This window comes from Streptomyces johnsoniae (genome assembly GCF_031845565.1).
Classification (GTDB): domain Bacteria; phylum Actinomycetota; class Actinomycetes; order Streptomycetales; family Streptomycetaceae; genus Streptomyces; species Streptomyces johnsoniae.
The window spans coordinates 25,256-37,665 of the sequence record NZ_JAVREV010000027.1 but is presented as its reverse complement, the minus strand read 5'-3'; the positions used below and the strand labels follow the sequence as shown (position 1 = coordinate 37,665).

Annotated in this window: 11 protein-coding genes; 3 read left to right on the top strand and 8 right to left on the bottom strand. The window is 72.7% G+C overall.

The features are described from left to right. Positions 1-7: 7 nt before the first annotated feature. The 3 genes from RM779_RS31950 to RM779_RS31940 form a co-directional block, all read right to left on the bottom strand. Positions 8-817, bottom strand: a complete 810-nt coding sequence (locus RM779_RS31950) for a carbohydrate-binding protein (RefSeq protein ID WP_311621294.1) — start codon at positions 815-817, stop codon at positions 8-10. A gap of 95 nt (positions 818-912) precedes the next feature. Beyond that, positions 913-2,259: a carbohydrate-binding protein gene (locus RM779_RS31945; protein ID WP_311621293.1), complete on the bottom strand. Its 1,347-nt coding sequence runs from the start codon at positions 2,257-2,259 to the stop codon at positions 913-915. Between the two features lie 87 nt (positions 2,260-2,346). Further along, a complete protein-coding gene (locus tag RM779_RS31940; RefSeq protein WP_311621292.1) occupies positions 2,347-3,327 on the bottom strand; it encodes a LysR family transcriptional regulator in 981 nt (326 codons plus the stop codon). A 209-nt stretch (positions 3,328-3,536) separates the two neighbouring features. Between RM779_RS31940 and RM779_RS31935 the strand changes: the two genes are divergently transcribed. Next, positions 3,537-4,079 (top strand): SRPBCC family protein, encoded by a 543-nt coding sequence (locus tag RM779_RS31935; protein ID WP_311621291.1) that lies wholly within the window; start codon positions 3,537-3,539, stop codon positions 4,077-4,079. Positions 4,080-4,218: 139 nt separating this feature from the next. Then, the gene (locus RM779_RS31930) at positions 4,219-5,406 is read left to right on the top strand and encodes an FAD-dependent monooxygenase (protein WP_311621290.1); all 1,188 of its coding nucleotides are present in this window, start codon (positions 4,219-4,221) and stop codon (positions 5,404-5,406) included. A 115-nt stretch (positions 5,407-5,521) separates the two neighbouring features. On the opposite strand, the gene RM779_RS31925 is transcribed toward RM779_RS31930, so the two are convergent. From RM779_RS31925 to RM779_RS31905, 5 genes are all read right to left on the bottom strand, one after another. After that, positions 5,522-7,393, bottom strand: a complete 1,872-nt coding sequence (locus RM779_RS31925) for an anthranilate synthase family protein (protein ID WP_311621289.1) — start codon at positions 7,391-7,393, stop codon at positions 5,522-5,524. Further along, positions 7,390-8,013 carry an isochorismatase family protein gene (locus RM779_RS31920; protein ID WP_311621288.1) on the bottom strand — a complete coding sequence of 208 codons (624 nt, stop codon included), beginning with the start codon at positions 8,011-8,013 and terminating at the stop codon, positions 7,390-7,392. Before RM779_RS31920 ends, RM779_RS31925 begins: the two co-directional genes overlap by 4 nt. Before the next feature lie 90 nt (positions 8,014-8,103). Beyond that, positions 8,104-8,874 carry a 2,3-dihydro-2,3-dihydroxybenzoate dehydrogenase gene (locus tag RM779_RS31915; RefSeq protein WP_311621287.1) on the bottom strand — a complete coding sequence of 257 codons (771 nt, stop codon included), beginning with the start codon at positions 8,872-8,874 and terminating at the stop codon, positions 8,104-8,106. A gap of 78 nt (positions 8,875-8,952) precedes the next feature. Beyond that, on the bottom strand, positions 8,953-10,125 hold the full coding sequence (locus RM779_RS31910) for a 3-deoxy-7-phosphoheptulonate synthase (protein ID WP_311621286.1): 1,173 nt from the start codon (positions 10,123-10,125) through the stop codon (positions 8,953-8,955). Between the two features lie 284 nt (positions 10,126-10,409). Beyond that, the gene (locus RM779_RS31905; protein WP_449657318.1) at positions 10,410-11,576 is read right to left on the bottom strand and encodes an IS701 family transposase; all 1,167 of its coding nucleotides are present in this window, start codon (positions 11,574-11,576) and stop codon (positions 10,410-10,412) included. Positions 11,577-12,132: 556 nt separating this feature from the next. Between RM779_RS31905 and RM779_RS31900 the strand changes: the two genes are divergently transcribed. Further along, positions 12,133-12,333, top strand: a complete 201-nt coding sequence (locus tag RM779_RS31900) for a hypothetical protein (RefSeq protein ID WP_311621284.1) — start codon at positions 12,133-12,135, stop codon at positions 12,331-12,333. The last annotated feature ends 77 nt before the right edge of the window (positions 12,334-12,410 follow it).

The window sequence follows — 12,410 nt, the reverse complement described above, 5'->3', positions numbered from 1 at the left end:
CCGGCGGCTACTGGCGTTGCCAGAGGGACGGGGTGTGCGGGGGTTCCCAGCCGGGGGCCGCCTGGTGGGCGATCAGGCATCGGTAGCTCACGCCCTGGTACCGCACCAGGTCCCCGACGCCGTAGGCGGCGCCGGCCCGCCAGGTGTCGCCCGGGCCGGGGCCCGGGTCCTCGCCGCCCGGCACGTCGAGCACGAAGTCGAACGACGCCTCGCGTCCCGGTCCTGACGGGCGCACGTCCATCAGCAGGGCCGGGTCGAACAGGGCGTCGGTGTTGTTGCGCGGCTCGCCAGGGAAGTAGAGCTGGGTGGTCAGGACCGGCTGGTTCGGTGCCTGGACCTTGACGTGCAGGTGCCGGGTCCTGCCGGGGTACAGGCCGGGGAACACGGTGCTCAGGGCGAAGGCGCCGCGTGCGTCGGTGTACTGGTGGCCGCGGTAGCGATATCCCACGCCGTCGTAGGCGCCGCGGACGTCGGCCTGCCAGAAGTCGAGCAGGACGCCGGGCAGGGGCCGGCAGGTGCGGCTGAAGACGAAACCGGCGACCGTGAGCAGGGCGGTGTCGCCCGGTTCCAGGAGTGAGGTGCGCCGGGGCGAGTCGGGTTTGAAATAGGGGCCCTCCATCTGGGGTGGGGTGGGATCGTCCCCGTCGTCGCACCGCGGGGTGGGGGTGAGCGCCTGGTCCGTTCCGCTGCGGTCGCGGGCGAGGGCGGGGGCGGCGCCTCCCATCAGCATCGCTGCGGGTGGTGCGGCCACGGCCGCCTTGAGGAGGTTCTTGCGGCTGATGCCCTTGCGGGGGTCGGGGCGGTTCTCGCCTTCCACGTGCCTGCTCCTTCGACGTCCTCGGGGATGGGAGGGGGCCTGCGCCGGCCCCCGCACCGGCCCGGCCGACGTACGGCCGGGCCGGTGGGGCGGCGTCAGAGCCGCTGCCACAGGGAGGGAGCGGCGGACGGCTCCCAGCCGGGCTGGGCGGTGTGGCCCTGGAGGCAGCGGTACTCGGCGCCGCCGAAGGTGACCGTGTCGCCGGTCCGGTAGGCGGTGCCGGCCGCCCAGGTACCGCCGGGGTCGCCGGGGCCCGGGTCGTCAGGACCGCCGTTGCCGCTGGTCACGAGGGTGAGGCCGAACTGCGAGAGCAGCGGGTTGATCGGCTGGTGGTAGGTGGTGCCGCCGGTGCGGCAGTTGCCGGAGCCGCCCGAGGTCACGCCCTGCGCCTGGTCGCCGGATATGTAGGAGCCGCCGGAGTCTCCCGGCTCGGCACAGACCGAGGTTCTAGTCACGCCGGTGATGGTGCCCTCGGGGTAGGTGACGCTGGTGTTGTGCTGCTGGATCTGGCCGCAGTGCCAGCCCGTGGTGGAGCCGGAGCGGCAGATGGCGGCTCCGACCGGGGCCTGCGCCGAGCCCGCGACGGTCACCGTGGTGCCGCCCTGGCCCGCCACCTGCGGGGTGGGGGTCCAGCTGCTGTTGACGGCGACCCAGGCCATGTCGCGGCCGGGGAAGACGGATGCCTGGAACGTGCCCTGTGCGACGCGGTTGTGCCCCTGGGTGGTGGCGCCCGCCCTGCCGCAGTGACCCGCGGTGGCGAACCCCGGGGTGGTGCCCCGGGTCACCGGGAAGCCCACGGAGCAGCGGCCGGAGTTGTTGATGTGGTACGCCTCGCCGCCGCGGAGGTCGTAGTAGGGGCGGGGCTGTTCGGTGGACGGCACGATCCGGACGCGTTCGGGGGACACGTCGGCGGCGGCGAGGAAGGTTTCGGCGGCCTGCTGCTGCCGGGTGTGGAGGACGACCGTGTTGCTGGTGACGTCCACATACCAGACGGGCGCCCCGGTGGTGGCGTGTGTCCCGGCCGCGCCGTCCAGGGATTCCTTGACGGTTTCCAGCTCCGCCAGGGAGTGCGGAACGACTTCGGCGGTGGCGCCCGCGGCCTCGATGGCGGCGACGTCGTCCTCCTCGGTGGTGGCCACCACGAGCCGGGAGGTCGGGCCCTGTACCCAGGAGCCGGCGAAGCTGTCGCCGACGCTCGCGCGGATCTGCGGCTCGGCCAGGGCGGCCCGGTGCTCGTTCGCGGCGCGGGCGGTGGCCTGCTCCGCGTCGAGGCCGAGGTCGCGCTGCATCGCGTCCAGCATCCCGGCGGGGAGCCGGGGCGTGTCGGCCGCGGTCGCGGGCGGTGCGGCGCCGGGGTGGCCGGCCGCCGCCGGTGCGGTGGTGGCGATGAGGGCGGCTGCCGCGGCAACCGCCGCGATCGCCGCACCACGTCTGCGGTGCATGAGGGCACTCCTCGCTGTCGGGGTTGCCGGAACCGTAGCGACCCCCACCGCAGTGCGTGCACCTGTCAAAAACGTTATGCCGCGGCCTTATGACGTGGCCGGGCCCGGCCACGAGGCCGTGCCGAACTCCGGGTGTTCCGCGAGCCAGGCCGGGAAACCGGCGCTGCGGCGCACCGCCTCCCCGTATACCCCGCGGGCGTGCCCCAGGATGTCGGAGGCCACCGGCTCCGGCGGGCTGTCCGGCCGCCGGCCGAGCAGGTGGCGCCAGCTCAGCGGGGCGCCGGCCAGCGGCCGGACCACGACGCCGGGCGTGGGTGGCAGGGTTGCCCGGCACAGCCCCACGGCGGTGCCGACCTGCACCAGGTGAACGCACGCCGCGACGTCCGTCTCGTAGAACGACGCCGGGGAGAATCCGGCCCGGGAGCAGGCGGCGACGAAGCAGTCGCCGAAGCAGCCGTCCCCCGGGGCGCTGACCCAGCGTTCCCCGGCCAACTGGGCCAGCTCAAGCTCCCGTTCGGCCGCACGGGGGTGGCCCTCGGCGAGCATGACGAACACCGGGTCGGTGCCGACCGGTTGCCACAGCAGCCGGTCGCCTTCCGGCGGCGGGCTCTGGCCGCAGACGCCGATGAGCGCGATGTCGACGCGGCCGACGGCCGCCAGGGAGCTGATCTCGGTCACGGACCAGGCCGTGTGGAGCCCGACGGAGACGTCCGGGTAGGCCGTGGTGAGCTTGTCGACCAGGCCGCCGAGCAGCGGGCCATGGGTGCCGCCGACGCGTAACCGCCGCACGCTTCCCATCGCCCGCGCGAAGCGGATGGCCTCGTCCTGGAGCTCCTGCACGGCGGGGAGCACCACCTGGGCCCGTTCGAGCACCAGTTCGCCGAGCGGGGTGGGGCGGGCGCCGGAGCGGTCGCGGAGGAACAGCGCTCCGCCGAGCGCCCGTTCGATCCGCTTGAGCTGGGTACTGAGGGCGGGCTGCGCGACCCCCAGCAGTCCGGCCGCCTTGTTGAGACTGCCCGTCTCCGCGATGGCCCGAATGGCCTTGAGGTGCCGCAACTCCAGTTCCATGTCCGGAACGTACGGTCCGCTGGGCACTCCCGCAATCCGTCCCGCGCCCCTGCCGCACGCGGCGTGCCCTGGCCAGCCGCCGACGGCTCACCGCCGCTCATGCCAGCTGTTCGGCGACGAACGCGGAACACGTCCGGTCGTCCGCGGACTTGACTGACATGTACCGCGGCCGTTGACCGGATTCCACCCGACTCGCCACGCTTTTAACCATGGCTGATACCAACATCGAGCATGCGTCGATCTTTCAGGTGAGTGCCGAGGTATATGTTGCGGCGTCACCGGAAGAGGTGTACGCCGTGGTCAGCGATCTCCCTCGCAGCGGCGAGTGGAGCATCGAATGCAGAGGCGGAACCTGGGTCTCCGGCCGACCGGGAACCGTGGGCGCGGTCTTTAGCGGGGAGAACCACCGTACCGAGGATGTGGTGGCCTGGGCGCCTGTCGTCCGGGGCGACTGGACCACGGAATCCGAGGTAGTCGCGGCCGAACCGGGGCGTACGTTCCGCTGGTCGATCCGGAATCATGCGGGGCAGCGCCAGGAAAGCATCTGGTCCTACGACATCCGGGCCGCGGACGGAGGCAGCGTACTGGTCCACCATTACTGGATGGGTGAAGCGACCGAGGGCATCCGCGGAATCACCGCCAAGATGGACGCGGCGGAGAAGGAGAAATTCTTCGCCGCCTGGAGCGAAAAGCTGAAGACGGATCTCGCGTCGACCGTCCAGCGCATCAAGAAGGTCATCGAAAGGGCCTGATTTCCGTGCCCCGCGGGAGAACGGCGGCACCGGGCGCCCGGTACGCGCGGGGAGCGGGGAGCCACGGCACCGCCCGGGGCGTGAGCCGCCGGTCGGTGCCGTGGCGGGCAGCACCGGCGGAAAGGGCAGAAGGAGCGGCATGGCGAGGATAGTTATTGTCGGCGGCGGGATCGGCGGTCTCGCGACGGCCATCGGCGTCGCCGGGAGCGGGCACCGTGCGGTCGTACTGGAGCGCAGCGACGACTTCACCGAGCTCGGCGCGGGCATCCAGCTCGCGCCGAACGGCATCCACGCGCTCGACCGTCTCGGTCTCGGCGAGGCGGTGCGCGGATGTGCCGTGCACATCGACGAGTTGCGCTTCATGGACGGGGTGACGGGCGAGCACGTGGTGAGCCTGCCGCTGACCGGGGAGTACCGCCGCAGGTTCGGCAACCCGTACGTGGTGGTGCACCGCGGTGAGCTGTACCGGCTGCTGCTCGACGCCTGCCGCGACTCCCCCGCGATCGACCTGCGCGCCGGCTGCCCGGCCATCGGGTACCGGCAGGACGACGGGTCGGCGACGGTGCTCCTCGACGGGGGCGAACAGGTCACCGGTGACGCGGTGATCGGGGCGGACGGCATCCATTCGGCGATCCGCCGGCAGCTCGTCGACGACGGCGAGCCGCGCGTCTCGGGCATCACGGTGTACCGGACGATCATCCCGATGGAGCGGGTGCCGCGGGAGCTGCGGTGGAACGCGGTCACCTGGTGGGCCGGGCCGGGACGGCACTTCGTGCACTACGCGATCGCCGGCGGAACCTACCTCAACCTCGCGCCGAGCGTGGAGAACGGCGCCACCGAGGCCATCTCCGGGGTGCCGGTGGACAAGGACACCGTGCGGCGGACGTTCGCCCCGCTCGGCGACACCGCGCGGCGGCTCCTCGCACTGGGCGAGGAGTGGAAGTCGTGGGTGCTGGTGGACCGGGACCCGGTGGAGAAGTGGACCGACGGCCGGGTCGCGCTGCTCGGCGACGCGGCGCACCCGATGCTGCACTACGCCGCGCAGGGCGCCTGCCAGGCGCTTGAGGACGCCGTGCTGCTCGGTGACCTGCTCGACGGGTGCACCGACGCGTTCGCCGAGCGGTTCGAGAAGTACCACGCGGAACGGCGCGACCGCACCGCGCGGATCACGCATCTCGCGCGGGAGAGCACCCGGTTGTGGCACCCGGCCGGGGCGGCGGCCGAGGCGCGCAACGCGATGCTGTCCTCGATGTCCCCCGGGCAGCTGCACGACTACGTGGCCTGGATGCACGGGATGCGGGACTTCGGCGGCGAGTCGGCCCGCTGAGACCTGCGAGGCCGGCGAGGCCCGGCGGCGCCTGGCGGCGCCCGGCGAGCCCGGGAAGGCGCGGGGGAAGTACGCGGCGGTGCGCCCGGCGGAGCGGGGGCGCACCGCCGCCACGTCACGCCCCGGCGAGGTCGGTCAGCAGGCCGGCGAGGATGCGCACCCCGTCCTGGGTCAGGACCGACTCGGCGTGAAACTGGACCGACGCGAAGTGCGGCCCGCGCAGGGCGTGGACCTCCCCGGTCGTCCGGTCCCTGCTCACCTCCACCGCGCCCACGCCCGGGCATTCGGCCTTGTCCTCGTCCCAGCGGGCGGCGAACGTGTTGTAGAAGCCGACGCGCCGCCGGGCGCCGAAGAAGTCGATCTCCCGCTGCGCGCCCTGGTTCGGCACCTCCCTGCGGATCAGGTCGAAGCCGAGCCGCAGGCCGAGCACCTGGTGGCTGAGGCAGACGGCGAGAAACGGCCGCCGCGCGGCCAGCAGCGCACCGACCGCCGCGTGCAGATGCGCGATCTTGGGGTGCCAGGTGGCCCTCGGATCGCCGGGCCCGGGGCCGAGCACCACGAGGTCGTGGTCGTCGAACGCGTAGGGCTCGTCGAAGCGCCGCACCGTCACCGACAGCCCGAGCGACCGGAGTTGGTGGCCGAGCATGGAGGTGAACGTGTCCTCCGCGTCGACGACCAGGGCCGTGCGCCCGGCCAGCGCCGGGTACGCGGGGACGGCCGCCCCCTCCCCCGCGAGCCAGAAGCCGGCGACGGTCGCGTTGCGTTCGGCCAGGGCGGCCTCGACGCCCGGGTGGCCGGCGAAGCGGGCCGGGCGCCCGCCGTCGAGCGCGGCGAGCAGCGCGGCGGCCTTCGCCCGCGTCTCCGCGACCTCGGATGCGGGGTCGGAGTGGCGCACCAGGGTGGCACCGACACCGATGTCGAGGTGGCCGTCGCCGTCGATGTCCGCGGTGCGGATGACGATGGAGGAGTCCATGGTGTGCGCGCCCCGTTCGTCCCTGCCGATGAGCGCGACGACGCCGCTGTAGTAGCCGCGGCCGGCCGGCTCGTGCCGGCCGATGACGCGGCAGGCGCTCTCCAGCGGGCTGCCGGTGACGGTCGGGGCGAACAGCGTCTCGCGCAGGATCTCCCGGGGATCGCGGGTGCTGCGCCCCTCGATGAGGTACTCGGTGTGCGCGAGCCGGGCCATCTCCTTCAAAAACGGGCCCCTGACCTCGCAGCCGCTGTCGCAGACGCGGGTCATCATCTTCAGTTCCTCGTCGAGGACCATGTACAGCTCGTCGGTCTCCTTGCGGTCGGCGAGGAAGTCCAGCACGCCGGACAGCGCGGGCCCGGACGGCGGGTAGCGGTAGGTGCCGCTGATCGGGTTCATCACGACCGTCCCGCCGGACAGGCTGATGTGCCGCTCCGGCGAGGCACCGACGAGGGTGCGGGTGCCGGTGTGCACGAGGTAGGTCCAGTAGGCGCCCGCCTCCTGCTCCAGCAGCCGGCGGAAGAAGGACAGGGCGCTCGGCGGGCCGTAGTCGGCGATCCGGGCGCGGTAGGACCGTTTGATCACGAAGTTGGCGCCCTCCCCCGCGCCGATCTCGTCCGCGACGACATCGCGCACCACGGCGGCGTAGGCGTCGTCGTCCGGCACGAAGTGCCCGCCCGTCGGCGTGGTGGGGACGTCCGGCAGCTGCCGCAGCGCCTCGGCCACCGGCACGGTGTCCTGGGCGGTGACGGTCAGGGCGAGCAGCGGCTCGCCGTCGTCCGCGCAGGCGTAGCCGCGTTCGCGGATCTGCCGGTAGGGGACGAGGGCCAGCACGTCGTGCCGGGCGCGGCCGGCGGGCCCTGGCCCGGGGAGGGGCAGATCGGCGAGCGTGTCCCGGGTGGAGACGTCGCCGACGAGCACGTCCAGCCGCGCGGCGCCGGTGGCCTCCGGCCGGTACAGCAGGGCGAACGGCGGCGGCTGGGGCGCGAGTACGCGTGCGAGCAGGTCCTGTGTCACGCGAAGACCTCCTTCGCCGTGGTGACCACGGCGCAGCGCTGGGCCGCGTAGTCGAGGGCGAGCCGGTGGTGGCGGGGCGAGAAGTCGGCGACGGCGTCGGCGGCGAGGAACGTCTGGATGTCGTGGGTGAACGCCTCGACGGCGGTCATCAGCACCCCGACGTGCGCGTAGACGCCGCAGATCACCAGCTGGTCGCGGCCCAGGGCGCGCATGCGTGCCAGCAGGTCGGAGCGGAAGAACGCGCTGTAGCGCCACTTGGTGAGCAGCCAGTCCCCCGCCGCGGGCGCGACCTCGGGCACGATCCTGCGGTGCTCGGGGTCGACGCGCATACCCGGGCCCCAGAAGTCCTTGAGGAGCCCGCGCTGTTCTTCGCTCATGCCGCCCGGCTGCGCGGTGTAGGCGACCGGAACGCCCTGGGCGGCGCAGCGTTCGCGCAGCTGCGCGGCGTTGCGCACCAGCTCCTCGCGGAGTGTGCCGGGGAGCGGCGCGAGGAAGTAGCGCTGCATGTCGTGGACCAGCAGCACGGCGCGGCGCGGGTCCGCGGCCCAGGGGGCGACGTTGCCGGGCAGTTCGCCCGCGGTCGGCATTGCGTAGGGTTCGATGACAGGTATGCCGGTCATGGCTTCTTCTCCGCCTTTTCTCCGCGTGGTCTCCGCTGGTCTCCGCGTGGGTCTCCGCGTGGGTCTCCGCCGTTTCGGATCGCGCCGCGCCTACACGCCGAGGGTGGCGCCGCCGTCGACGGTGAGGCCGTGCATGGTGATGTGGGCGGCCTGGTCGGACAGCAGGAACGCGACGGCGTCGGCGATGTGTTCCGGCTCGGCGAGCCGGCCCAGCGGTATGCCCACCCGGTACGCCTCGGGACGGCCCTCGATGGTGCCCTTCCGGCCGGTCTCGTCGTGCCACATCGAGCTGAGCATCGGGGTGTCGGTGGAGCCGGGGGCGACGATGTTGCAGCGGATGCCGTGCTTGGCGACTTCGAGGCCGAGGCATTTGGTGAACATGGTGGCGGCGGCCTTCGACGCGGCGTAGGCCGCCATGTCGGTGCGCGCGGTGCCCGCGGCGTTCGACGCCACGGTGACGATCGCGCCGCGGCCGCGCGGCACCATCCGGTTGACGACGGCCCGCGACATCAGGAAGACGCCGGTGGCGTTGACCGCCAGGGTGGTCTCCCAGTCCTGGTCGCTGAGGTGCCGCGCCTCCGCGAGCCGCAGCACGCCCGCGGCGTTGACCAGGAAGTCCAGTGGTCCCAGGCGCCGTTCGACGGTGTCGACGACGGCCTCGACGTCGGCGCGGCCGGTGACGTCGGCCGGGAACGCCTCGGCGTTGAGCCCGTCGGCGGTCAGCTTCTGCACGGTTTGCAGCAGGCGTTCGGCGTCGCGGTCCACCGCGGCCACGGTGGCGCCGCGTTCGCCCAGGGCGCGGGCCACGGCGGCGCCGATGCCGCCTGCCGCTCCGGTGACCAGCGCGGTTCTGTGCTCCATCTGTCGGTCCTCCTCGTTCGGGCGGTGAGTGTGCGGCGTGCAGGTTCTCGTCCGGTCCTCGTCCGGTCCTGGCCCGGCTCAGCCGTTCCAGGCCGAGACCACGGACACCGCCTGTTCCGGGCGGAGCCGCGGGTCGCAGAGGCTCGTGTACTTGTCGCGGGTCTCGTCGACGGCCGAGGGGTTGGGGACGCATTCGGTCACCTGGTCGGGCGTGGTCTCCAGGTGGATTCCGCCGGCGACGCCGTCGCCCGCGCGGACCGCCGTCTGGAAGTCCTGTACCTCGCGCACGATCCACTCCACGTACCGGGTCTTGAGCCCGTCGGGTGCGGTGACGGTGTTGCCGTGCATGGGGTCGGTGAGCCAGACGACCGGATGCCCCGCGGCCCGGACCGCGGCCACCAGGGGCGGCAGCCGGTCGGCGACGGCGGTGGCGCCCATCCTGGCGATCAGGGTGAGCCGCCCTGGCTCGCGGCCCGGGTCGAGCCGTTCGCACAGCGCGAGCAGGTCCCCGGTGGTCATGCCCGGCCCGACCTTGCAGGCCACGGGGTTGGCGACCGCGGCGAGCAGCGTGACGTGCGCGCCGTCGGCCTGCCGGGTCCGTTCCCCGATCCACGGCCAGTGCGTGGAGGCGAGGAAGGTCCGGCCGGCCGCGTCGCGCCGCAGCAGCGGTACCTCGTAGTCGAGGACGAGGGCCTCGTGGCTGGTCCACACCGGCGGGTCGATGCGCGGCCCGTCCGGGCGCCGCCGCCAGCCGAGGTGGTCCATCACCTCGCCGGCCGCCTGGTAGCAGTCGAGCAGGCGCCGCGGGTCGGGGCGCCTGCCCTGCGGGTCGGGCTCAGGACTGTTGACGATGTGGCCCCGGTAGACGGGGAGTTCGAGTTCGCCGACGCGTTCCGTGGGGTGGGAGCGCGGCTTGCCGAACTGGCCGGCGATGCGTCCCGCCCGCACCACGGGCCGGTGGGTGATGCCCTTCAGGACGCCGGCGAGCACGTCGAGCAGGCCGGCCTTGCGGGCGACGTCGCCCGCGGTGGACTCCGCGGGGTCCTCGGCGCAGTCGCCGGCCTGTATCACGTGCGCCTGCCCCGCGGCGACGGCGGCGAGCACCGAACGCAAGGTGTGCACGTCGTCGGCGTCGACGAGCGCGGGGGCGGCCCCCAGCTCCTCCCGCACGCGCCGGACGTGTTCGGCGTCGTCCCACCGCGGCTGCTGCCGCGCCGTTTCGCACTTGATGTCGAGCACAGGGTTGTCCACTGATCTCTCCCGTGGTGGATTGACCGGTATGCGCGTGCGTCGCGCGGGCCGCGTGCGGGGAGGCGCGGGTGCGTGCGGGGGTGCGCCGAGCGGGCGGCGACCGGCAACCCGATCCTGTAGCCGTGGGCCGCCGGTGGCCAACGAGCCGCGTGTCACTTCGTCAGGTACCGCCGGGCACGGGCACGGGCACGGGCGCGGCGGGCGGCGGGCGGCGGAACGGCGGTGGGCGGCGGCTCCCGGTGCCGGGAGCCGCCGCCCATCGCGGTGCCGCGCGCGGCGCGGGGTCAGCCCGTGCCGCCCGCCGCGAACGTGCCGTGCGCGGACGTCAGGACGGACACGGCGTGCGCGGCCGAGGCCAGGGTCACGTGCCGGTGCCAGCCGTCGAACGAGCGGCCCGCGTAGTCCTCGATGCCGACGTTCTTGGCGACCTCGTCGAAGTCGTACTCGACGCGGTCGAGCAGCGCGCAGAGCTTGAGCAGGACGGCGGGGTGCACCTTCAGCATGTCGGTGAGCCACAGCTGCGGCGCGTCCGGCGCGTTGTTGTCGGCGAGGCCGAGCAGCACCATCTGCCGGGCGCCGCACGCCCTGCGCAGCCCCGTCCTTCCGGCGTGGTACTTGACGGCCACGTGCGCCAGCCGGCCGGGACGCAGGGCGCCGCCGGGGCCTGGCTCGCGCCGGCGGACGGGCTGCGACGTGCCCTTGGCGGCTCGTACGATCTCCGCCGCCTGCATGACCGTAGAGCCGCGGTGGCCGGTCAGCGCCGGGTCGGTGACGGTGAGGGGCACCGATGCGTCGATGCGGGTCACGAACGGGATGCCCCGGCGGCCGAGCCGGTCGACGATCGTGGTGACGTCCATCAGGCGGGAGTCGAAGACGACGGGCCGGACGGGCATCGCCCAATCGGATACCAGCTCGACACACAGTTTCGCGGCCCGGTCGGCGAGCGTCTCCAGCTCGGCATTGTCCGGGATCGAGGCACGGCTCCGCCGCGGGGCGTCCTCGATCCAGCCCTGGGGCAGGTGGAGACCCCAGTTGACGGGGCTGCTCCGGCTGCCCGAGGCGGCCCATACCCCGATGGCCTGCTGCGCGTTGAGCACGCGGCCCGCGGCCGGGACGAACTTGCGGTCCACGCCGACCGAGTGCTGCCCGGCCTTGCGGATCACCATGTTCTGCACCACCCAGGCGGCCACCGGCAGGCGCGGGACCAGGTACTGCGCCAGGGCCTGGCGCACCGGTGTCCAGTCCCAGGTCGACTCGCTGATGAAGTGGTGCAGGCTCTGGTCCGTCGCCCGGCCGCCGAGCAGGTGGGCCATGTTTCTGATTGATTTGCGCCCGGGAGTCTCCAGGAGACCCCGAACGTATTCGACACCTTTGTTGCGCTGGTCAGCGCGCGGTAGCGAAGCGAATAGCGACCGTGATATTTCGGCGAGCAAACTCCCGGAGCGCCCCACGTCTCCAGTTAAACCACTCGCGTAGCCACTGTCGCGTTCTATCCGTGCCAATGGAAGCCAGACTGCATTCACGGCGTACCCCCGAGTAGATTGCTCCCGCAAGCCAAGAGCCAGCGCCTGCGGACTTTTGTGGCAACACCTATGCGGATCTCGACGGTTTCGCACGCGGGCATGACGGGGTGATGATTCCGCAGTTCCCCCTGGAAGACCCTGCCGGTGTCCCTCCGGCAGCAAGTCGTCACCGTGCGGTGACATGGTCTGGAATCAACCGGCTACTCGGCCAGCGCGCAGCCGTTACCCGCCGCCAACGTCCCTTACACCTTCCTGTGCGCCCCTGTCGCACCTTGTCCGCTGCATGGGAATCAACAAACCGGACCTGACTTTATTGCCGCTTCCCTCACGCCACCACCACCGGCATCTTTTTATGTCACCTGCCACCCTGATGAGGGAGAACGCGGGAGGCGGGACCCGGCGACGTCCGGGGCTCCGGAGGGGAGGTGACGAACTGTTCCCGTCCCGGTTGACCACTCCGGCCCACGCTTGCACCGTCGCAGGTATGAGCGGCAAAGCAGGACCGGAGGATCAAACGCCCGAATCATCGGACACGACACGGCAGGCGGCCTCCTCGGAGGAAACCTACACGCTGGCGGGCCGCCTCGAAGGCACCGTCCTGCGCGAGGATCTGCCGGGCCCAGCCGACGAGACCTATACTCTCGCCGGACTGCTCGACCCTGAACGGGAAACCCCGCACGGCTGATGTGGAGCCCGCCACCGCGCGCACGCCGGCGAAAGCGCGCCTTTCCGTCGGAGTTGCCGCGCCGTGGCCCGGGGATC